Source organism: Sphingobacterium endophyticum, assembly GCF_009733535.1.
Classification (GTDB): domain Bacteria; phylum Bacteroidota; class Bacteroidia; order Sphingobacteriales; family Sphingobacteriaceae; genus Sphingobacterium; species Sphingobacterium endophyticum.
Window position 1 is genome coordinate 286,015 of sequence record NZ_SMMI01000003.1, and the last position, 23,370, is coordinate 309,384.

General features: G+C 36.4%; 21 protein-coding genes. 9 read left to right on the forward strand and 12 right to left on the reverse strand.

Annotation, left to right across the window (positions count from 1 at the left end; all coding sequences use genetic code 11):
• Positions 1–67: 67 nt before the first annotated feature.
• The 5 genes from E0Y80_RS04240 to E0Y80_RS04260 form a co-directional block, all read right to left on the reverse strand.
• Entirely contained in the window at positions 68–703 is a 636-nt protein-coding gene (locus E0Y80_RS04240) for a hypothetical protein (RefSeq protein ID WP_156306162.1), read from the reverse strand.
• 18 nt (positions 704–721) lie between these two features.
• Positions 722–1,432, reverse strand: coding sequence for a hypothetical protein (locus E0Y80_RS04245; RefSeq protein WP_156306163.1), 711 nt, complete (start codon positions 1,430–1,432; stop codon positions 722–724).
• A gap of 180 nt (positions 1,433–1,612) precedes the next feature.
• The gene (locus E0Y80_RS04250) at positions 1,613–2,296 is read right to left on the reverse strand and encodes a zinc metallopeptidase (RefSeq protein ID WP_156306164.1); all 684 of its coding nucleotides are present in this window, start codon (positions 2,294–2,296) and stop codon (positions 1,613–1,615) included.
• 415 nt (positions 2,297–2,711) lie between these two features.
• Positions 2,712–3,302 carry an RNA polymerase sigma factor gene (locus E0Y80_RS04255; RefSeq protein WP_156306165.1) on the reverse strand — a complete coding sequence of 197 codons (591 nt, stop codon included), beginning with the start codon at positions 3,300–3,302 and terminating at the stop codon, positions 2,712–2,714.
• Positions 3,303–3,536: 234 nt separating this feature from the next.
• Positions 3,537–4,808, reverse strand: a complete 1,272-nt coding sequence (locus E0Y80_RS04260; RefSeq protein ID WP_156306166.1) for a serine hydroxymethyltransferase — start codon at positions 4,806–4,808, stop codon at positions 3,537–3,539.
• A gap of 360 nt (positions 4,809–5,168) precedes the next feature.
• Between E0Y80_RS04260 and E0Y80_RS04265 the strand changes: the two genes are divergently transcribed.
• The 7 genes from E0Y80_RS04265 (at position 5,169) to E0Y80_RS04295 (ending at position 13,341) form a co-directional block, all read left to right on the forward strand.
• Positions 5,169–5,522 carry a HesB/IscA family protein gene (locus tag E0Y80_RS04265; RefSeq protein WP_156306167.1) on the forward strand — a complete coding sequence of 118 codons (354 nt, stop codon included), beginning with the start codon at positions 5,169–5,171 and terminating at the stop codon, positions 5,520–5,522.
• An 847-nt stretch (positions 5,523–6,369) separates the two neighbouring features.
• Positions 6,370–9,783, forward strand: a complete 3,414-nt coding sequence (gene ileS, locus E0Y80_RS04270) for an isoleucine--tRNA ligase (RefSeq protein ID WP_156306585.1) — start codon at positions 6,370–6,372, stop codon at positions 9,781–9,783.
• A gap of 3 nt (positions 9,784–9,786) precedes the next feature.
• Positions 9,787–10,170, forward strand: coding sequence for a TraR/DksA family transcriptional regulator (locus E0Y80_RS04275; protein ID WP_093100778.1), 384 nt, complete (start codon positions 9,787–9,789; stop codon positions 10,168–10,170).
• A 57-nt stretch (positions 10,171–10,227) separates the two neighbouring features.
• Positions 10,228–10,878 (forward strand): lipoprotein signal peptidase, encoded by a 651-nt coding sequence (locus E0Y80_RS04280; RefSeq protein WP_156306168.1) that lies wholly within the window; start codon positions 10,228–10,230, stop codon positions 10,876–10,878.
• Positions 10,879–10,943: 65 nt separating this feature from the next.
• Positions 10,944–11,894 (forward strand): M20/M25/M40 family metallo-hydrolase, encoded by a 951-nt coding sequence (locus E0Y80_RS04285; protein WP_156306169.1) that lies wholly within the window; start codon positions 10,944–10,946, stop codon positions 11,892–11,894.
• Positions 11,882–12,811 carry an SDR family oxidoreductase gene (locus tag E0Y80_RS04290; protein ID WP_156306170.1) on the forward strand — a complete coding sequence of 310 codons (930 nt, stop codon included), beginning with the start codon at positions 11,882–11,884 and terminating at the stop codon, positions 12,809–12,811. Before E0Y80_RS04285 ends, E0Y80_RS04290 begins: the two co-directional genes overlap by 13 nt.
• A gap of 2 nt (positions 12,812–12,813) precedes the next feature.
• Positions 12,814–13,341, forward strand: a complete 528-nt coding sequence (locus E0Y80_RS04295) for an acyl-CoA thioesterase (protein WP_156306171.1) — start codon at positions 12,814–12,816, stop codon at positions 13,339–13,341.
• A 27-nt stretch (positions 13,342–13,368) separates the two neighbouring features.
• On the opposite strand, the gene E0Y80_RS04300 is transcribed toward E0Y80_RS04295, so the two are convergent.
• From E0Y80_RS04300 to E0Y80_RS04325, 6 genes are all read right to left on the reverse strand, one after another.
• Complete coding sequence (locus E0Y80_RS04300; protein ID WP_156306172.1) at positions 13,369–16,569, reverse strand: sensor histidine kinase; 3,201 nt, start codon at positions 16,567–16,569, stop codon at positions 13,369–13,371.
• A gap of 11 nt (positions 16,570–16,580) precedes the next feature.
• Positions 16,581–17,318: a LytR/AlgR family response regulator transcription factor gene (locus E0Y80_RS04305; protein WP_156306173.1), complete on the reverse strand. Its 738-nt coding sequence runs from the start codon at positions 17,316–17,318 to the stop codon at positions 16,581–16,583.
• 161 nt (positions 17,319–17,479) lie between these two features.
• Complete coding sequence (locus E0Y80_RS04310) at positions 17,480–17,887, reverse strand: EVE domain-containing protein (protein ID WP_156306174.1); 408 nt, start codon at positions 17,885–17,887, stop codon at positions 17,480–17,482.
• A gap of 46 nt (positions 17,888–17,933) precedes the next feature.
• Complete coding sequence (gene gldC / locus E0Y80_RS04315; protein ID WP_156306175.1) at positions 17,934–18,284, reverse strand: gliding motility protein GldC; 351 nt, start codon at positions 18,282–18,284, stop codon at positions 17,934–17,936.
• Between the two features lie 2 nt (positions 18,285–18,286).
• Positions 18,287–18,529, reverse strand: coding sequence for a hypothetical protein (locus tag E0Y80_RS04320; protein ID WP_156306176.1), 243 nt, complete (start codon positions 18,527–18,529; stop codon positions 18,287–18,289).
• Positions 18,526–19,857 (reverse strand): DEAD/DEAH box helicase, encoded by a 1,332-nt coding sequence (locus E0Y80_RS04325; RefSeq protein ID WP_156306177.1) that lies wholly within the window; start codon positions 19,855–19,857, stop codon positions 18,526–18,528. The genes E0Y80_RS04320 and E0Y80_RS04325 overlap by 4 nt, the downstream gene beginning before the upstream one ends.
• Positions 19,858–19,968: 111 nt before the next feature.
• Between E0Y80_RS04325 and E0Y80_RS04330 the strand changes: the two genes are divergently transcribed.
• Entirely contained in the window at positions 19,969–22,107 is a 2,139-nt protein-coding gene (locus tag E0Y80_RS04330) for a S46 family peptidase (protein ID WP_156306178.1), read from the forward strand.
• 127 nt (positions 22,108–22,234) lie between these two features.
• On the forward strand, positions 22,235–22,417 hold the full coding sequence (locus E0Y80_RS04335; protein WP_099371976.1) for a histone H1: 183 nt from the start codon (positions 22,235–22,237) through the stop codon (positions 22,415–22,417).
• A gap of 166 nt (positions 22,418–22,583) precedes the next feature.
• Here the strand turns inward: E0Y80_RS04335 and E0Y80_RS04340 are convergent, their stop codons facing one another.
• Positions 22,584–23,369, reverse strand: a complete 786-nt coding sequence (locus E0Y80_RS04340) for a GLPGLI family protein (RefSeq protein ID WP_197091482.1) — start codon at positions 23,367–23,369, stop codon at positions 22,584–22,586.
• Position 23,370 lies beyond the last annotated feature (1 nt).

Below are 23,370 nucleotides of genomic sequence, written 5' to 3' on the forward strand. Positions count from 1 at the left end.
ATCTTACAAATATAGCTTTTTGCTTGTTTAATTTAAGATTTGGAATCAATATCAGCTAATTTCCTTTTTACATTGAAGATAATTCATTATTCTCGCTTACAGTTGGCTCTATTAAATTACCCATCAACTGATCAAATGTGAAATCAATTATTTTACCATAACTTTCCATAAATGCAGAAGATAATTTACCCCGTCGAAAAGCTTGGGTTTCAAGTTTTGTCCTCTCCCCAATTTTGAATGTAGCATATTCCGTTGTTCTCTGTAATATGAGTTGCGAAATGGTTACTGTAAATTCTCCCTCTCTAACCTCAACCTTAATCCCTCCATTGATAACCGAATAAACTAAATACCTAGGCATATCAAACTGTGAAATACCCATTTTCATAAAGTCGGGAAATATTCCATTAAACGATCCTGAAAACTGTCCGTCATGTATATAAAAATCTTTAAAATATCCTGTTGAAATTAATTTCATAAAAAGATCTGGGGCATCCAAATTTGAGGTAAAGGTTTTTTTCCACTCCAGTTTATTAGCAGAGTTTAGTTTTAAATTCAGATGTTCAAAAGATTTGTTCTCTTGCTTCCACAGGATGTTTCCATCCTTATTTATAGCCACAGTTAAGGTATCGTTTTGTCCTGAAATTTGTGCAAATGCATTGATACCCACAAACAGAGCCACAAAAGTTATTAAAGTAGTTTTCATAAGTCAATTTTTTAAGATTTACCAACTCTTTAAATAGATTCTGTTATCAATTTCGAATAGCTTCTCTAAAGTAAAATTTAGAGGTTTGCTGAAATCCTTCCTAAACTTCTCGGATAAGTAAGCACCTTCTTTTCCAACTTGAACGGCATATTGATTTATACTATATTGCTCCACGATTTCAGAATAAGAAACACTACTCACTCTGTTAATGTTATGCTCTTCAACATCAAAATTTAAATTTGACAGCGTAACTCGATATTTTCCTTCCTTATACTCAATTAAGAGAGCTGCATTTATCGTAGAGTTATCCAAAGGTGATTTAAGTGAATTTTTTGGAACATTCATCCCCAAATAATTAGGTTCAATTTTAGAAATGTTTCCCGCTATACTATTATCAGAAACATAAACATCCTTAATTCCTTTCGAAATTAGCTTGAGGAATAGATCATTTTTTTCTAAATCCGTATAAAATACCCGTTGCCAATATAACTCACCATTTTGGTTAACCTGAAACCCATTGACTTCAACAAAATAACCATCAGGAAGCATGGACTTAGGTCTTAAATAACCACTTCTTAAAGCCATTGAATCAAGTTTACTATCAGGTTTAATGGTGGATTCAAAAGCTACTTTTCCAAATCGATCCAGATTATAATAAAGGGTATCAGACTGAGCAAAGGAGCACAATGCCATGGCGACACCCGTCAGGGAAAGAATTAATTTTTTCATCTTTTATGGTTAATATGATTTATTATTTAAGTATGACAACAATCAATACCAACAGTTTAAGCGATATAAAATTAAATTATTGTTAATTTTTTATTACGACCTCCCAAATAAACAAGCTTTAAAACCAAAAAGAGCCCAGATCTTTCGATCTGGGCTCTACAAGGGGAAATCCCCAATTTTTTAGTCTCTTCTTCCGAAAAGTATGGAAGCGTAGTACAATAAAGTAACCAATGCTGAAAGCGCTGCTACTACATAAGTCATTGCTGCCCATTTCAAAGCATCTTTAGCTCCATCATGCTCTTCTGTGCTATGCGTAACATTTGATGCATTCAACCATGCTAAAGCGCGATTCGAAGCATCAAACTCAACTGGCAGGGTAATAAAACTAAATAAAGTTGTTAAGAACAACGCACCTACGCCAATTGCTAGTACATATACGTTTCCAGAAAATGCCATCATTATAACTCCGATCATCAATACCCAGGTAGTCATTTTTGAGGCAACGCTAACGATAGGAACCATTGCCGAACGGAACTGTAACCATGAATATGCTGTCGCATGCTGAACAGCGTGACCACACTCATGTGACGCAACAGCAGCCGCAGCTACCGAACGACCATGATAAACATCCGGACTTAAATTAACTGTCTTATTTGCCGGATTATAATGGTCAGTCAACTGCCCTTCTACCGAAATAACCTGTACATCGTTAATTCCGTTTTCGTTCAACATTTTCTGTGCAATCTCTGCTCCTGATAAACCTGATGACAACGGCATCTCCGAATATTTCTTAAACTTATTCCTGAATGTAAACTGAACTATCCAGCTTACTACCATAATTCCAATGAAAATTATCCAATACATATCTTTAATATCTTGTTTTCTATTTTAATAGTGATTATCAAAACTAATTCCAAACCACATAATACCACAAAGAAAGAAAAAATAATGTCTTAAACAAGTCGAATTGTACATAAAATAGACAAAGTGACAGAAACCTTACTCAAAAACAGCCATAATGTGTATTTGGTTTCACTTTGGTTTTGCTCGTGTTTTGGTCGTGAATGGTCCGCACCTTGGTTTGACATTATCCACAGCTCGTCCGCTTGTGAGCGGACGAGCTGTGGATAACCTTTGGACAAGCTGTGGACGAGACACGAGCAAAACACGACTGAAACCCGACTGAAAGCAAACGAAACAAAAAAAATTTCGCAAAAAAAGAGGCAGTACCTGATTAGATACTGCCTCTTTCCTTTTATTAACCTTAATCCTTATTGTATTATCCGAGTTGAAACATCATATTGTTTTCTTCAATCATTTTCCTGAGATTACTCAATGCATAGCGCATTCTTCCCAATGCGGTATTAATGCTTACTTCCGTAATATCCGCAATATCCTTAAAGCTCATATCACAGAATAACCGCATGATTAACACTTCTTTTTGATCATCCGGTAGTAACTGGATGATTTTCTTTAAATCAACATCGCGTTCATCCTTTACCATTTTCATTTCCACACTGTCATCCGAAAACTGAAGCACTTCAAAAATATCAAAACCATCATTGTTGATGACATTTGGAGCTCTTTTCTCTCTTCTGAAATGGTCAATGACCATATTGTGTGCAATACGCATTACCCAAGGTAAAAATTTACCTTCATCATTATATCTGCCGGCTTTAAGCGTATTGATGACTTTGATAAAAGTCTCTTGAAATATATCCTCTGCTAGGTATTGATCCTTAACTTGATGATATATTGATGTATAGATTTTCGTTTTATAACGATCTAGTAGTACTTGCAAGGCTCTTTCTTCACCTTTTACATACGCTTGTACCAGTTCCTGGTCACTTTTCTTATTCAATAGTTTCATAATTATGCCTCCACAAATGATGTAAGAGTTTTCTATGTCTTTGTAATATTTTAGTTTAAGCGTAGTTGTGTTCCGATAGGCTTTATGTTTAATGTTGTTAAATCAAAGAGAGTTAAAAATTCTGATTAATCAAAAAAAGGTTAGGCATTTTAACATTTCTTCACATTCACTTCTCACAACAAAAATGGCTCCAAAGTTACCCTTTGGAGCCATCATACTGTTAAATTTTACCTTTTACTTATATAAAGGGAAAATTGCCATCATTTCCTTCACTTTTCCGTGAATGCGATCTAACGCAGCATTGTCTGAACGGTTGTTCAATGCTTCGTCGATTAACTCACCAATTTGAATGATTTCATTTTCTTTAATACCACGTGTTGTGATTGCTGCAGTTCCAAAGCGTACTCCTGAAGTAACAAATGGAGAACGTGAATCAAATGGAACCATGTTTTTATTAGTAGTAATACCTGCAAGACCTAAAACTGCCTCTGCATCTTTACCTGAGATATCCTTATTTCTTAAATCAACTAACATTAAATGGTTGTCAGTACCTCCGGAGATGATTTTGTAATCTTTCTCTACAAAGAACTGAGCCAATGCAGCAGCATTCGCCTTTACTTGTTTAATGTAAGTTAAGTATTCATCTGATAAAGCTTCACCGTAAGCAATTGCTTTAGCAGCGATTGTATGCTCTAATGGGCCACCTTGTGTACCTGGGAATACAGCTAGATCCAACAATTGTGTAATGGTACGAGTTTCTCCTTTTGGATTTTTAATTCCCCAAGGGTTTTCAAAATCTTTACCGACCATAATCATTCCACCACGAGGACCACGTAAAGTTTTGTGGGTCGTTGTAGTAACGATATGACAGTGAGGAAGTGGATCATTTAATAAACCACGAGCAATTAATCCAGCAGGGTGAGAAACGTCAGCGACAACAAGTGCACCGATTTCATCAGCTACTTTACGGATACGAGCATAATCCCAGTCACGAGAATAAGCAGAAGCACCACAGATAATAACTTTTGGTTTTTCACGGCGAGCAGTTTCTTCCAATTGCTCATAATCAATAAGTCCAGTATCCTCTTTTACACCATAGAATAATGGTTCGTAAAGTTTTCCGGAGAAGTTAGCAGGAGAACCATGTGTCAAGTGACCGCCATGGCTTAGATCGAATCCTAAAATTTTATCACCTGGTTTTAAGATTGCCAAGAAAACAGCAGCATTAGCTTGAGCGCCTGAGTGAGGTTGTACGTTAACCCATTCAGCACCGAATAGTTCTTTTGCACGGTCGATTGCGATTGTTTCGATTTTATCGACAACCTCACAACCACCATAGTAACGTTTTCCTGGAAGTCCTTCTGCATATTTGTTTGTCAAAACAGAACCAGCAGCTTCCATAACCTGCTTGCTAACAAAGTTTTCTGAAGCGATAAGCTCAATTCCTTCTTCTTGGCGTTTAAGCTCTTCGGCAATTAGATTAAAAATGGATTGATCTCTTTCCATATTGCTATTTTTTATTGGGGGATATTAAAATTTCAATTTTGTTGCAAATATAGATAATTACAAAGAAATGGGCTTATAATTACCTAAATTTCTGTAATGAATTTTAAGAATTACAATTTTGACAAGAATTAATGCAAATTATATCCATTGATCTGTTCCAATAATACATTTAAAACGTCCTTTGAAGGCTCTATATTATATACTTTAGCGATAGTGGAACCTAAAACGTGGATATGGGTAGGATTGGGTGATTTTTTTTTAAAAACACGCAGTGTTTATGGATTGTCATTTTCATTTGAATTCCCGTAAAAGAATCTAAAAATTAGTATTTTTGTAGAAGTAAATGAATAGTAAATTAATATGGCTTCAGATAATTTAACAGTTGCAGCTCCAGTTACTTTTACAGAAGGTGCACTTAATGAACTTACAAAACTGATCGACCAACAAGAGATAGGTGAAGATTTTGGTTTACGTGTAGGCGTTGAGGGTGGAGGATGTTCAGGTATGAGCTACATTTTGGGATTTGATCAAAAGAAAGATGGTGATACAGAATATGATATTCAAGGTATCCGTGTTTTTATGAACAAAGCTCACGGGCTATATTTAGCAGGTATGGAAATCGATTTCAAAAACGGTTTAGATGCTCGTGGATTTACCTTTAACAATCCAAATGCTTCAAGTACATGTGGCTGCGGAAGCAGCTTCTCAGCATAAAGATTATTGCTCCAAAAAGGATTCGTCATGCGGAATGACGACAGTATGAAAATCGCTAGCGAGAAAACCCAAAAAAATCTGTTGTTTAATTTTTACTCTTGCAGTGAAAACTATCGAAACAGTCAAATTGGCGAAACCTTTTTTTTAAGTAGTTAGTAGTTAGTAGTTAGTATTTAGAACTGTAGGGCGGGTTATTAAGTAGTTGGTATTAAGTAGTTAGTATTTAGAACCGGAGGTGCCGAATTTTTTAGTAGTTAGTATTTAGAGCAGGGAGGGCGATTTTTTTATAGCTCTAGCGTTAGCCGACCAAATTATTCCTTGGATATTTTTCCATTTTTATTTCTTGAGGTAGGATTTGATTTCATAAACTTGATAAAGTATTCTGATAAATCTAATATGCCACACCTACGGCGTTGAATTCTGTGATGTAAAATAATTTCTATAGATATTGCATCCCTACAGGATTCATTGGATATTCCATCCCTTTGGGATTTGACAAATATATTATCCCTACAGGATTCATTCATATTCCATCTCTACAGGATTGGACAAATATATTATCCCAATGGGATTCATTGGATATTCCATCCCTTTGGGATTTGACAAATATATTATCCCTACAGGATTCATTCATATTCCGTCTCTACAGGATTTGACAAATTTATAATCCCGATAGAATTTAAATTTCTTGGACAATGGACATTTGACAAAATCTCGGCTCTTTGTCTTTTGTCTTCTGTCTTTTGTCTAACTACTAAATACTATCTACTAAATACTATCTACTAAATACTATATAAAACTTTTTCATTAAATTAGCGACCTTTAAAAAACAGAATTAGACTACGTGATGTATAAGGAATATAAGCAGTTAAATCTATCAGAAGTAGGCAAAGAGGTATTGAAACGTTGGGAGGCTAACGGCATCTTTGCGAAGAGTATATCCAACCGTCCAGCTAGCAAGCCATACACCTTTTATGAAGGACCACCTTCAGCGAACGGCATGCCTGGTATTCACCATGTTATGGCGAGAACGATTAAGGATATTTTCTGCCGATATAAGACTTTAAAAGGCTACCAAGTTAAACGCAAAGGTGGCTGGGACACACACGGATTACCGATTGAGCTTGCTGTAGAAAAGACTTTAGGAATTACTAAGGAAGATATTGGTAAAAAAATATCGGTTAAAGATTATAATGATGCCTGCCGCAAGGAGGTAATGAAATATACTGATGTTTGGAATGACCTAACAGAGAAAATGGGTTATTGGGTAGATCTTGAGCATCCTTACATCACCTATGAAAACGAATATATTGAAACCTTATGGTTCTTGTTGAAGGATCTTTATAAAAAAGGGCTTTTATACAAGGGTTACACCATACAGCCGTTTTCACCGGCTGCTGGAACTGGATTGAGTTCACATGAATTAAACCAGCCTGGAACCTATAAGGACGTTAAGGATACAACGATCGTTGCGGAATTCCGTTTAGACAAACAACAAATCCATCCTATGATGGATCGTTTGGTTGAAAGCCCAGATGAAGATGTTGCATTCCTTGCCTGGACGACGACTCCATGGACCTTACCTGGAAACAGTGCTTTAACGGTTGGAAAAAACATTGATTACGTTAAAATCAAAACTTTCAATCAATATACAGGAACGGCAGTTTCTGTTATATTGGCTAAGAATCTAATTCCAAAACATTTTAAATCCGAAGGTCAGCAAGTTTCATTTCAAGACTATAAATTTGGAGACAAAGTTATTCCTTGGGAAATCGTTGAAGAATTCAAGGGTTCCGAAATTGAGGGATTGCGATATCATCAATTAATGCCTTATGTAACATCTGAAGAGTTATTAGAAAAGGCATTTCGAGTGATATTGGGAGACTTTGTGACTACGGAAGATGGAACAGGTATTGTTCACACCTCTCCTACCTATGGTGCAGATGACTTTAGAGTAGCTAAAGAAAATGGCATACCATCGATTATGGTGAAGGATGAGAACGGCAAAGAAGTTCCTACAGTTGATAGAAGAGGACGTTTTGTAAAAGAGATTACTGATTTTGCAGGTCGTTTTGTCAAGGAAGAATACTATTCAGATGCAGAACGAGCAGATAAAGATTTCCGTCCTACGGATGTCTTGATTGCGATCAAATTAAAAGAAAAAAATAAAGCGTTCGACGTTAAAAAATACGAGCACACGTATCCACATTGCTGGCGTACAGATAAACCTGTACTTTACTATCCATTGGATAGCTGGTTTATTAGAACTACGGCAGTAAAAGAAGAGTTGGTGGCCCTAAATAAAACGATTAACTGGAAACCAGAAGCTACAGGCTCTGGTCGCTTTGGCAATTGGTTGGAGAATTTAGTAGACTGGAATTTATCACGTTCCCGTTATTGGGGTACCCCACTTCCAATTTGGAGAAGTGAAGATGAAAATGAAGAAATCTGCATTGGATCGATGCCTGAGTTGAAATCTTATTTAGAGTCTTCCCTAAATTCTGATGTGCTAAGCGCAGAAGAAAAAGCTATCAATAAATCGTATTTAGATAAGTTTGGAACAGAAGAACTAGATCTTCATAGACCATATGTAGATCATATAGTTTTAGTTTCGGACGGTGGTCAGAAGCTATTTCGTGAACCTGATTTAATCGATGTTTGGTTTGATTCAGGGGCCATGCCTTATGCACAATGGGGATTAGATTACGAAAAATTGGAAAGAGGAGAAGCCTTACCATTTAAAGATGAATACTTTACAGCTTTCCCGGCGGACTTCATTGCGGAAGGAGTAGATCAAACACGTGGATGGTTTTTTACCCTACATGCGATCTCTACAATGGTTAGAGGATCTATAGCTTTTAAAAATGTGGTATCCAACGGATTGGTATTAGATAAGAATGGCAACAAGATGTCGAAACGTCTTGGTAATGGAGTAGATCCATTTGCTACGATCGAGCAGTACTCTGCAGATGCGACACGTTGGTATATGATCAGCAATGCAGCTCCATGGGATAACTTAAAGTTCAATGTTGAAGGATTGGATGAGGTACGTCGTAAATTCTTCGGAACGTTATATAATACCTATGCATTCTTTGCATTATATGCGAATATTGATAAGTTCAGTTATGCAGAGCCCGAGATTCCAATTCAGCAACGTCCGGAAATTGACCGCTGGATCATATCCTTGTTAAATAGTTTAAGTAAGGAAGTAGATGAGTATTATGCGGATTACGAGCCTACAAAAGCAGCTCGCGCAATTCAAAACTTTGTTGATGAACATTTAAGCAATTGGTATGTACGTTTATGCCGCAGACGTTTCTGGAAGGGCGAATATTCGGAAGATAAGATCTCCGCGTATCAAACGTTGTACACCTGTTTAGATACGATTTCTAAGTTAATAGCTCCTATTTCACCATTCTTTGCAGATCAGTTATATCTTGATTTAAATGCTGCAACGAAAAGGGAAAACTTTGAATCTGTTCATTTAGCAGACTTCCCGGTTTATCATACGGATTTAGTTGACAAAGCTTTGGAGGAAAGAATGGCACTAGCCCAAGATATATCTTCATTGACCCTTTCTTTAAGAAAGAAAACGGGCATCAATGTACGACAACCATTGAGTAAGATTTTGGTGCCAGTATTAGACAGTTCATTCCAGGAGAAAGTAGAAAAAGTGAAGGACTTGATCCTTTCAGAGACAAATATTAAGGATATTGAATTTATTACGGACACGACGGGCATCATCAAGAAAAAGGTTAAACCGAATTTCAAAGCCCTTGGTGCAAAGGTAGGTAAGGACATGAAAACTGTTGCTGCGGCGATCCAAGGATTTAATGCGGAGCAGATTCAACAGCTAGAGAGTACCGGTACTATAGCATTAACTGGCACGGAATATGTAATTAGCAGCGAAGATGTCGAAATTATCGCAGAAGACGTTGAAGGATGGCAGGTTGCTAATCTTGGTAAATTAACAGTAGCCTTAGATGTACATATTACTGCGGCATTAAAGAGTGAGGGAATGGCTCGTGAGCTTATTAACCGTATCCAGAACTTGAGAAAAGAGAAGGGATTTGAAGTCACTGACCGCATAAATGTGACATTAAGTCAAAATACTGAAATTCAACAAGCTGTAGATAATAATTTCTCGTATATTTGTACGGAAATTTTGGCCGACAAATTAAATTTCGATAGCGGACTGGCAAATGGAGAAACTATTGAAATTGACGGAGAGAATTTATTGCTATCAATAGATAAAATTTAAAGTATGGGAAACACAGAGAAAACACGGTACAGTGATGCTGAATTACAGGAGTTTAAAGCAATAATTCTTGAGAAATTACGTATTGCAAGAGAAGAATTAACTTCGTTAACAACTTCTTTAAGCAATAGCAATGCTAATGGAACTGACGATACAGCAGGTACTTACAAAACATTAGAAGATGGATCGGCAACATTGGAGAAAGAACAAATCAACCAATTAGCTGCCCGTCAAAAGAAATTCATTGACAATCTTGAAGCGGCATTAGTCCGTATTGAGAACAAAACTTACGGGATTTGTAGAGAAACAGGTAAGTTAATCCAAAAGGAAAGATTGAAAGCAGTACCTCATACGACATTGAGTATTGAGGCTAAGAACAAACAATATTAAGCACAAGATTAACTGAATGGTCTTTGCAGGAAAACGCAAAGACCATTTTTATATGCTATGAAAGGATATACCAAGCCAATTCTACTTATTCTAATTATTTTAGTGGTTGACCAGATTTCAAAATTCTGGGTTAAAATGAATATGACCATTGGTCAGGATTTCAAAGTTTTGGGAGATAAATTCCTAATCCATTTTATTGAAAACCCTGGAATGGCATACGGAATGGAGTTTGGTGGGGAATATGGCAAGCTTTTTCTGAGTGTATTTAGAATTATTGCTGTAATGGGGATTGGTTATGGTCTTCATTATATGGTTAAGAACAAATACAATCGCGGCTTCATACTCAATGTCGCGTTAATATTTGCAGGTGCATTGGGGAATATCATTGACAGTGCTTTTTATGGTTTGATATTCAGCGAGAGTACTCCATTTTCAAAAGCTGTTTTATTCCCAGAAGGAGGTGGTTATGCTACCTTTCTACATGGAAAAGTGGTAGACATGCTATATTTTCCTTTGTTAAGTGGGACATTTCCAACATGGTTCCCGATCTGGGGAGGAGAAGAATTCTTATTCTTTCGCCCTGTTTTTAACATCGCTGACTCCGCAATTTCAGTTGGTGTATTTCTAATCCTTATTTTTCAGAAACGTTACTTTAAGGAAGAACATAACGAAAAAACAAATGTGAATAGTGAGATCATTGAAGATTAAAACATTTGATTCACAAAGTTATCTAATCTAAACAATCTCTTTTACCTTAATCCGTATATTTGGACATGAAAAATTTCCGAATCATATTTTCTATTGCCGCGATGGTCGCATTTTTAGTGGCTCCCAATTGGGCGATTTCACAAGTAAATCCAAAAAATTTAAAGAAGCATATCAAATATCTTTCTGCAGATAAAATGAAAGGAAGAGAAACAGGTATGCAAGGTTCATCAAAAGCAGCTGATTATGTTGAGAAATTCTTCAAAAAATACAAGCTAGAACCCAAAGGAGTGCAGGGATTTAGGCAAAGTTTTCCTGCCAAAATCACGAGAGTAAAAATCAGTAATGCTGAAAGAAAATCTGACAATATTATTGGGTTTTTGGATAATTCTGCGGAATATACCATTGTTATCGGGGCACATTATGACCACTTAGGAACAGGTCATATCGGGGGTTCCAGAGATTCATTAGGAGTAGGAAAGATTCATAATGGTGCGGATGATAATGCCTCCGGAGTTGCAGGTTTGTTAGAATTAGCAAGGCATTATACATCCAATGATATTATAGAGCCATTCAATATACTATTTATAGGATTTGGGGCTGAGGAGTTAGGATTACTAGGTTCAAAGTATTTCACTGAAAACCCTACCATTCCCTTAAATTCCATTCAATGGATGCTAAATATGGATATGATTGGCAGATATAACCCAGACAATGGGGTGGCAGTAATCGGTTACGGAACGAGCTCTGCATTTCCAAAGATATTCGAGGGAATAAGCAGCGACATCAAATTTAATTTGAGCCGTGATGGGAACGGAGGTTCAGACCAAACCTCTTTTTACCGGAAGAACATTCCTGTCCTATTCTTTCATACCGGCGGACATGATGATTATCACAAGCCTACTGATGATGAAGAAAGAATCAATTACAAGGCTATGGAATCCATTCTGAAGCTTGAAATAGAAGTTTTAGACAATTCGATGAAACAGCCTAAAATGGATTTTCAATGGACGAATTAAAGAATTCAAGGCGGGTCATAATCACTGGTTCGAATGGTTTCTTAGGTCAGAAATTGACAGATATGCTTGTTGAAAAGCAACAGGTTCAATTGTGCTGTACCTCGCAGGGGCCGAATAGAAATCCAAATACAAAGGGATACGAATTTGTACAGTTGGATTTGTTAGATACTGAAGGGTTAAGCAGCCTTATCGACAGTTTTCAACCGACACATATTGTTCATACAGCTGCAATAACGAGCGTGGAAATTTGCGAGCAGGAACCCGAGAAGTGCAAAAAATTAAACATAGATGTCGTCAGCACGATCGCAGAACTTTGTCGATCCAGAGATATTCATCTTACCTTTCTATCCACAGATTTTGTTTTTGATGGCAAAAATGGGCCCTATGATGAGCTTTCACCCAGCAACCCTTGCAATGCCTACGGTCAAAGCAAATTAATGGCAGAACGAGCTATCCATGATTCCGGATGCAAGGCAGCCATTCTAAGAACGATTTTAGTATATGGGATTATTGCCGACAAAAACAGGTCCAATCTAGTCCTATGGGCAAAATCCAAGTTGGAAGCAAAGGAAGCAATAAAAGTAGTATCAGATCAATGGCGAATGCCAACTTGGGTAGATGATCTTGCTAAAGCTTGTATTCTTTCCATAGAAAAAAATGCGACTGGCATCTATCATATTTCAAGCGATAAAATGTTCAGTATTCAAGAAGCTGTAGAAGAAGTGGCAGCATTCTGGGACCTTGACAAAACATTAATCACAGCCATACGAGCTGAAGAAATAGGACAGGCAGAAAACCGACCACAAAGGACCGGGTTTATCCTTAAGAAAGCGAAGGATGAATTAGGCTTTCAACCAACAACTTTTCTAGAATCCCTAGCATATATCGATCAACAATTTAAATACTATAGAAAATAATTATGCAAGAAAAATTCGCAAGAGAATCCTATACGGTGATGAACGAGCTCGTTCTACCAAATGATACCAATACATTTGGAAATTTAATGGGAGGAAGGCTATTATACTGGATGGATATCTGTTCAGCCATGGCTGCGCAAAAGCATTGCAAGAATCAAGTGGTTACGGTATCTGTTGACAATGTATCATTCAAACGTTCCATTAAACTTGGGGAGGTTGTGACGATCGAGGCACAAGTTACCAGAGCATTCAATACATCAGTTGAAGTAAGAATGGAAATATTTGCGCAGAATTTACCGCAGGGAACAAAAGTAAAATCAAATGAAGCTTATTATACATTTGTTTCCATCGATGAAGAAAACAAGCCAAAGGCTATACCTAAATTAATTCCTGAGACTGACAAGGAAAAAACCTTATTTGAAGAGGCATTAAGGAGGAGAGAATTAAGATTATTGTTAGGTGGAAAATTAAAACCTGAGAATGCAACTGAAATCAAAAACTTGGTGAGTCTTTTTGAGCACAAAAGCTAATTAAAGTATATGGAGCCTATCCTCGTATTATTCAGGATAGGATATTTTATGATGAGCGGGTAAATTAATGACTACTTTGGTCGTAAATTCCTCTCCGATTAATTGTTCAATTTGCAGAGATGCAATTGGATCCTTTAAATTACTATTGATAATATGGATTCTTTCCCTTACTCCTTTTATACCAAAAGAGGTTGTTTTGAACGATGAAGATTTAACACTTGAAGAATCCTTAAATCCTACTCCATTATCTAAAATCTCAATAATAATTTTATTTTCATCTTCAGAGATTTTCAATCGTATACATCCTTTTTTATCTTTCAAATGACGTACGCCATGATGAACTGCATTTTCTACCATGGGCTGGATAAGCATAGATGGGATCTTGATATGATCATCGACCAATCCCTTTTGAATATTCATTTCAAAATCAAAAGCATGATTAAAACGTTCCTGTTCAAGTTCTAAATAAAGCTTTAATAGTTGGATTTCAGACTTTAGTCCCACTGTAGAAAATTGAGAATTTTCAAGTACCAATCGGCTTATACTTGCAAACTTTTGAATTAATCGACTTGCACTTTTGCTGTCACTTTCGACAACATAAGCTTCAATGGAATTCAAAACATTAAAGATAAAATGCGGATTCATTTGCGATCTTATCGCCTTCAACTCGCTCTCATAGAGTTTCTGTTTATAATTATTTTCCATCCGCTCCTGCTTTTCCCTTTCTATATCTGCTGCCTGTTCTTTTATTTTTATAGCATTCCTAGATAATTCTTCTTTTAATTTCTCATTATAATCTACTTGAAGTTTATTGATGTTTTTATGTTCGCGAATCCTGTACAGAAAGAACAAGATAATGGCTGCAAGAAACAGGATAACTAATAATATTTTGAACCAAATTGTGGCATACCAGTGTGATGCCAGATTAATATGGACTGAACTTATTTTGGGTGACCAATTTCCAAACTGGTCCCTCACACGTACCTTAAACTCATACCTTCCACCATCTAAATTATTATATAATGCGAGCTGTTCGGAAGAACTTTTCACCCAGCTATTGTCAAACCCTACTAGCTGATATTCAAAATCCAGGCCTTGCCTAGTGAGCTGTTCAACGACAGCAAAGTGGAAGGAAAAATTATTATCATCTGGTTTGAGTTTAATTTCATTTTTAAAGAGTTCAAAGGACCTATCCTGGTGATGAACAAAAAACTTATTGATTAATACGTTGATTTCTGGTGATTTGTCAGAATGAAAAGTTGGTAACTCTCCTTTTATCAAGCCATTTTCAGTACACCAAATGACTTCATGATCATTCAGATAAAAATTATACGTATTGATATTTGCAGGAGGATAAATCCCTTCCGATTTATTTAAATGAATAAATACTTTTGAGTTTGGATCGAACAGCATAGTACCATCCAGAGCCTGGATCCAGAATAATCCATTTTTATCTGCTGTAATTTGAATAGGATAAAGCCAAGGATAGATATTTTGGTCAGCATACTGAATGAATTGATAGGATTTTCCATTAGGTTTGATTTCACCTATTCCGGAATTTGAATTACTAAACCAAAATCTTTTCTCTTTATCCAGGTAAAAGGTAAATACTGTATTCGATTGAACCGTATTTGCCGATGATTGCTGTTGGGCGAATTGTTTAAATTTTGGAGTTCCTTTTTCTTCCAATAATACTATTCCATAGCCATCCATTCCTAACCAAATATCACCTTGTCCATCTTTTCCAAGCGTGATTATTTTATGATCTGGAAGTCCATCATTTACAGAAAATAATTCAATGGATTTAGTGGACATATGGTATTTATATAACCCTGAATTCCAAGATCCAATCCACAGAATTTCTTCAGAGTTTAGGCTGTCCAATATCACAGAATTACAATCTGCATTTCGGAAGTTAAAATCATTACCTTTAATTTCTAAAGGTTTAAGGCCGTTTATTGGATTTCTAAATTCATATACACCTTTGTCAATGGTAGAAAAATAGATTACGGAGGGAGTTGTATTAATAGAACCGATATTTAAATTCTGAAGGGAGAAGGAAGATTTTCGTTTTGTTAAGGAGCTTTCCATCTCGCCAAAATTCTTTTTGGTCCAATACCAGGTTTTATTATTCCATTTAAAAAGTTCGATAATTGGGTCTTCAGAGTTGTCAGCGATGAGTGTATTCACCTGATTTAATTTTTGCGAATAGAAAAACAATCCAGAAGATGTAGCAACCCAATATCCATTTGCTACGGGACAAATAGCGTGTATTCGGGAAGGTTTTGGTAGTTCAGGCATTAAATCATCCCAAGAAATATGTTCTAAGGTTTTCAACTCTGGTTCGTAAGCATACAATCCATTCAGTATATGCCCGATTAAAATCTTATTTTCGGATGGCCAAAAGGTATTACAGCTGATAAAATTGTCATAATAATCCATATTTTTTTCCCAACCTAACAATGATGTTTTTAAGTCAGAAAAATCATATTTAGCAGAAATGAGGTCATGGTCATAGTAGCCAGCATAAAATCGATCTGGTCGAAAAATAAAACCATCCACTGCATTTTCACCAGTATTTGCAAGGTCGATCTGTTGTGCCGAATTGTTTTCAGGGTTATAACGAATAAGCCCGTCATACCTTGTCCCCAACCAGATATTTCCGAGAGAATCTTCTTTCAAGCTAAAAATTGTGAGGTAATTGTCCGATTTTATTCTAGGCATAACTACCTGTTTGGTTTCACCAGTTTCTGGATTTAGAGCTTGCAGGTCTGTTTCTTGTCCTGAAAAATAGATTATCCCAGATTTAGAAACGATAACATCGTAAAGCGAGTTTTTTACAAGCCCGGATTGGCTAATTTTTGCGTGGTAGGATTTTAGGTTTTTACCATTGGGTTTGGTTCTATCATAGCAGATTAATCCATTGTTTTGGGTTGTGATCCAAATCCTATTCTGAGGGTCAATAGCAATGCTTCCGAGATAATTTGTCATTCCTTCGGACTCGCCTTCGAATTTTACATCAGTAAATTTTTGTCCATCAAAATATGACAGACCTCTTTTGCTAGTTATCCAGATCAACCCATTCCGATCTTCAGCTAATCCTGCGATTTCATTGCTTGCCAATCCATCTTTTTCCGTAAAATGCAGGAAGTTATAGATCTTCTTTTGGGCATGAACATGATGAACGAATAAACTTAAAGCAAGGATTAAAATGAATACAATCCTCAATGTAGTACAATTTAGAATGTGGAAAATAACCTATCCATTAACTGCTTTTTCTTACTTGGGGAGACTTCGATTTCCGAACCATCCAGCATCTCTACAGTCCCACCCTCACCTTTTCTATATTTAACGATATAATCAAGATTTACGATTACACTTCTATTGATTCTTAACAGCTGTGTGTTTTCTAATAACAACTCAAATTCTTTTAATGTTCTGGAAACAATAATTTTTGAGAGGTTGCTGAGATAAAAAATGCTATAATTACTCATAGCCTCCACCCGAAGAATGTCATCCCTTTTCACCAAGTGTATTCCTTCAGCAGTTGGAAGAGCGATTCTGGCCATATTAGGACGGGATTCAATTAAGTCTACCTTTTTCAGTTTTTCTTTTTGAGTAATTCTGTTTTGAAGCTTTCGGATTGCTAACTCTAGTTCCTCATTGTTAACAGGTTTTAATAAATAGTCAAGCGCGTTTGCCTTCAGGGCATCAAGCGTATAGATGTTATATGCTGTTACAAAAATAACCTCAAAATCAAATTGTCCGATTTTTTCCAAAAATTCAAATCCATTCATGAAAGGCATTTCCACATCTAAAAACAGAACATCAGCTTCAATGTTAGGAATTTGTTTTAAGGCCTCCTGAGGATCATTAAATACCGCAGCAACTAACAAGAACTCCTGGAACTCTTGCAATTTATGCTGTAACAATCCGCTACCACGGATTTCATCGTCCAAAATGATTGCCTTTATCATTTGCTGAATAATTGGTTATAAATAGCACTTGCTAATATAAAGTTATTTTAATTTTTTGAATTAACCCTGAAGAATGAGTAAAGGCAGGTTTTAAGGAGATGAAATAAGGGTGTAAATGAGGCAATAAAAAAAACTCTCCTGTTGGAGAGTTTTAATCACTTTTAAGAATTTCCAAGTTCGACAATTCTATCGAATTCTTCTTGTTTTAAAGGCATGACTGACAGCCTTCCTTGTCTTACTAGGGCAATATCTTGTAATAAGGGATCCGCTTTAATTGTTTCCAATGTTACCGGATGTTTAAAAGTTTCCACAGGAGCTAAATCAACTACAACCCAACGTTCATCCTCAGTAGTAGGATCTTGATAGAATTCCTTTACAACTTTAGCCATCCCCACAACTTCCTTTCCTTCATTGCTATGATAAAAGAGGACTAAATCTCCTTTTTTCATAGCTTTTAAGTTGTTTCTTGCTTGGTAATTTCTTACACCGTCCCAAAAAGTTTCGCCGTCCTTATTAAACTTTTCCCAGCTATACTTAAATGGCTCTGACTTCACTAAAAAATATTCCATTTATGCTTTCAATTTCGTCAAAATCAATTGACAGATTTTTGTTTAATTAATTCTGTTGCTCCAAAATATCCATTTTGTCCGCATAATGCGCACAATAGTCTCGAAGGTCAGCAATAACTTTTTCAGCCATTGGATCACCACCTGAGGAACGTAAAAAAGAGTCACCTAATGTTTGAAGGGTCTCATAGAAAAACCTTTTCATTTCATCATAAGGCATATCTTTCGTCCACAGATCGATTCTTAATGAATTTTTATATTGCGCATCCCATAGAGCCAGGAATAATGCTTTAGCTGGAAGCTCCTCTGTTTTTTCACCATCCGTTGATGACCATTGAATTGTTTCAGGAACATTCTTATCATCTAATTCAATTTGAAGCTTGATTTCTGCTTTCTTCATATCTAAAACTGTAATTTTATTAATATTGAAATTATACCTACCAGCAAAATAAAACCTATCTGCATAATCCATAAGCGTTGGGTATTCTTTGTCCATAGTCTAAAGAGAATATCGACAACGATTAATACGACAGATAAGATGAGCAATCCTGCCCAACTAAACAAAGCCTTATCCGTGGAACCCATTTCTGAAACTGCCCATACCAATACACAAGCTAAGGTAATATTCAGCGGAGTTAACTTCATCTTTTTTTACTTGGCTTACTATTTCCTTTTTTCACAGGTTTTCCTTTGCCTCGAACTGGTCTTTTGGAATTATTTGTTTTTGGCGCATATTTTTTCTCATGGAATGCACCTTTGAAATCAGGGTCTTCTTTTCTTTTTTGAGTATCAATTTCCCTTGCAATAACCTGTTTTTCATCAAACGGTGTTTTTTCAATAACGACATCTGCAGGCAATTCTTTAACAGGAATAGATTGTCGGATTAATTTTTCAATTTTGCCGACATAATACTCTTCTGCAGGATTACAGAAGGTAATTGCATCTCCGGTTTGAAAAGCACGTCCTGTTCGACCAATACGGTGAACATAATCTTCAATAACAATAGGAACATCAAAGTTGATGACATGGCTTACTTGCGACACATCCAATCCTCTGGCCGCAACATCTGTTGCTACCAAAATCCTTACTTCGCCCTCTTTAAAAGCATTGATAGAATTGATTCTCGTATTTTGGCCTTTATTGGCATGAATGACACGAACATCCTCAGCACCATATTTACGCTCTAAAAAAGAATAGACACGATCGGCCACGACCTTGGTTTTACAAAAAACGATTATTCTATTGAATGTTTCATCATCCTTAAAGAAATGTTGCAGTAAGTTGATTTTTGTTTTAAGATTTGGGACATGGTAAATTTCCTGTGTAACTGTTTTGGCAGGCGTAGCCTGTTCCGTAACTTCAATAACGGTTGGAAAAGCGAGGAAGTCACCAGCAATTTTCCGTACGAGTTCGCTCATCGTCGCTGAAAACAATAAGTTTTGCCTTTTTCGGGGCACCACTTCAAGGATTCGATGGATTTTCCCAATAAACCCCATATCCATCATTTTATCAGCTTCATCCAATACCAAGAATTTTAAGCTTTTAACGTTGATATCCTCTTCTAAATAAAGGTCGAGAAATCTGCCTGGAGTTGCTACAATAATATCACAGCCTTTAGCCAACTGTTCTTTCTGAGTTTTTGGTCCCAAACCACCGTACAACAATACGGTTCTCAAGTCCAAATAGGTAGAAAATAACCTGATATGTTCTTCAATCTGCATAGCCAACTCACGAGTTGGGCTTAAGATCAATGCTCTAGGATCATTTCCTTGGGCATATTTCAGCTTCATGAGCATTGGCAGAACAAATGCTGCCGTCTTACCCGTACCAGTTTGAGCAATCCCCATTACATCCTGACCTGCAAGAATCGGCGTAATAGCCTTTTGCTGAATTTCAGTTGGATTAGAATATCCCGCTTCGTCTATTGCGTTTAGGATTTGCTTATTAAATTTAAAGTCTTCAAATGACGCCATCTCAGCAAAGATAATTAAAACCAATCATATGCCATGAGGTCATTTCCTTACAAATGATTTTGATTTGCGCCTAAATTCCGGCAAATTTGTCCTACCATTAAAAAGGTTGATATGAAAAAACTATTATTACTATGTGTGCTAACGCTTGTTAGTACCTTCTCATTTGCTGATGAGGGCATGTGGTTCTTGATGCACCTGAAGCGTCTGAACGAAGCCGACATGCAGAAAAAAGGCTTGAAATTAACAGCTGAAGAAATTTATAGCATCAATAATTCCAGCTTAAAAGATGCAATTGTACAATTCAACGGAGGTTGTACTGCAGAGATCGTCTCAGGGAGTGGACTTGTTTTCACGAACCATCACTGTGGATATGGTGCAATTGCAGAACTATCTACACCTGAACATGATTATTTAACCAATGGATTTTGGGCTAAAAATCATGCTGAGGAATTAAAACCAAAATCTTTATTTGTTAGATTCTTTGTGCGTATGGATGATGTATCTAAGCGCATCTTGGGATTGGTAAACGATAAGATGACAGAGAAAGAGCGTGAAAAAATTATAAACCAAGAGATTGCTAAAATTCAAAAAGAAAATAGCGAGAATGGTAAATACGTTGTATCTGTCCGTCCATTCTATAATGGTAATGAATATTATTATTTTGTTTATCAAGACTTTACGGATGTACGTTTAGTAGGAACCCCACCAAGCAGCATTGGTAAATTCGGTGGAGATACGGATAACTGGGAATGGCCACGTCATACAGGAGATTTCTCAATTTTCAGGGTTTATGCTGATAAAGATGGTAATCCTGCAGAATATTCGAAGGACAATGTTCCATTGAAACCAAAAAAATTCCTTCCAGTAAGTATCAAAGGCTTCCAAGATGGGGATTTCTCGATGATCTTAGGATATCCTGGTCGTACAAATCGTTGGATGAATGCGGCTGGAATCGACCAAAACGTAAATTATGCTTATCCAGCATGGGTTGAGGCTTCAAAAGTTGGAATGGACGCGATGAAAAAACACATGGATAAGGATCAAGCGGTGAAGCTAAACTATGCATCCAAGTATTCCGGAGTTGCCAACTACTGGAAAAATAGACAAGGGATGATCGATGCGTTGAAAAAACACAGGACCTCTGCGACCAAACGTAAGCAAGAAAAAAGATTTAACAAGTGGGCAAATCGTTCTGAAAACAAAGAAAAATACGGCAATGTATTATCTGTAATCAACGATTATTACACAAAAACCAATGATAAAGCGAAACACGACAACTACCTGACGGGTATGCTTCGTTCATCAACTTTTGCTGCCATGCCAGCTTCCCTAGGTGCTGGATTAAAACAATATGCACAAGAAAATGAAGCGAAACGTAAAGAAATGGCACCACATATCGAAGCATTCATAACTGATAATTATGAAAAAGCTTATATGCCATTGGAAATCGATGTTCTTGCTGATGAGTTAAATCTTTATTCAGCAAAAGGAGGTGAAATTTCAGCTTATGTTCGCGAATTAGCAAACAAAAATGCTGGGAATTTTCAAGGAGATGTTAAATCTGCCTTTGATCAAAGTGTATTTGGGTCCCAAGAAAAACTTGCCGCGTACTTAAAAAACCCTGATGCCAAGCTAATTGATGAAGATCCTCTTTACAAACTTTCTTCAGCATTAATGGATAAGTATCGTGAAACCTCCCCGGAAGCAGAGAAGATGAATGATGAGTTCTTAGGAGCATCCCGCAAGTATATTGCTGGGGTATTGGAAATGGATCCTAACGGAAAATATTATCCAGATGCAAATTCTACTTTACGTTTAACTTACGGAACAATAAGAGCACTTCCGAAGGATAAAAGAAACGATGCAAAAGAAAATTATTATACGACCTTAAAAGGCACAATCGCAAAATATAAACCTGCAGATGAGGAGTTCGATTTACCTAAAAAATTAATGGAACTATATGAAAATAAGGATTATGGACGTTATGCAGACAAGGGAGGTTACCTTCCAGTTAACTTTTTAAGTGATCAAGACATCACTGGTGGTAACTCAGGTTCACCTGTTTTAAATGCAAATGGGGAATTAATTGGCTTGGCTTTTGATGGAAACATCGAAGCAATGGCAGGAGACGTTATTTTCGATCCTAAATTGCAACGTACAATTTCGGTTGATATCCGATATGTTCTTTTCATAATTGACAAGTTTGCGGGAGCACAAAACATCATTGACGAATTGAAAATAGTAGAGTAATTGCCATAAAAAAGGCTTTTATAACACAAAAAAACTTTTTAAAATTCGCATAGTTTGCATTCCTTTTGTATATTTATGATATATTAGAGAATTAATTAAGAAAAACTAAAATTATATTAATTAAAAAATGGAAAACTACACTAAATTAAAAGAGCTAGTAGCTTCAATCGAAGCTGACGCAGAAAAATTCTTCAATAACGGAAACTCTGCTGCAGGAACACGCGTACGTAAAGGGTTACAAGAAATCAAAACTTTAGCTCAAGAAATTCGTAACGAAGTTACTTCTAAGAAAAACGATTCAAAGAAATAATTCGAAGAATTAAAGCATAAAATCCCGATCAGAATTGATCGGGATTTTTTTTTGCTACAATTTTCATAGAATGAAATATGCATTAAAAAGCAAAGGAGCTAGATAATTCTAGCTCCTTGCATCATCACTAATTTTGAATTGCTTAATAAATAAATTCTTAAATAATTTATAGGAACATAGCGGCCGTTATCAGGTTGAACTGTTTATCTGTCATCCATCTTCCAAAAATTTCCTTCATTCGATCTTTTGTCTGTTTTCTTGTATAGATATCAGACTTCTTTTTAAATATGTTCGCATTAACAGTTGTTGCGGTCATTTCAACTTTTGTTGCATATATGTTGAAATGCTGTTCAGGGATTACTAATCCTAAGATCATCCCCGGCAATCCATGCACAGTACTAGGAGCGCCAGCGGTTGGAATTTGATCGGTATAGAATGCTACCACATACACAGAGTCCAGTGTAACGCCATTAGCTCGTCTACAATCGTATCCTGCAATGTTTCTATACTCATTGGTGATCTTCCATTTTACGTTTGTCAAAGAGTCTTTAATGTTGATCTGAGAGCCTCCCATTTCCATGGTCATCAAAGATTCATTTTTAGCAAGGTTCTGGTAAATCTTGGTACCATAGTCCAACAATCCCATTCTTAATAAATTGGAAATCATCTGTGGCTGGTCTTTTTCAACCGGTTCAACACTTAATTCATCGCCGCTAAAGGATACTTTTTTAGTTAAGACGGCAGTCTCAGGAGCCTTAGTCATCATCTCCTCAAAATACTTTTTGGAGAAATCCCCGTCCTTTAGTGTTTGAATATGTCTACGCATCAGGTTTTTTACGTGAACTGTTTTATCATAGGTAATAGAACCTTGTTCAGGAAAAAATGCGTGCTGTGCATTAGCAAATCCAATACTTAGGATTGCCAATACTAAACTTGATATAATATTTTTCATT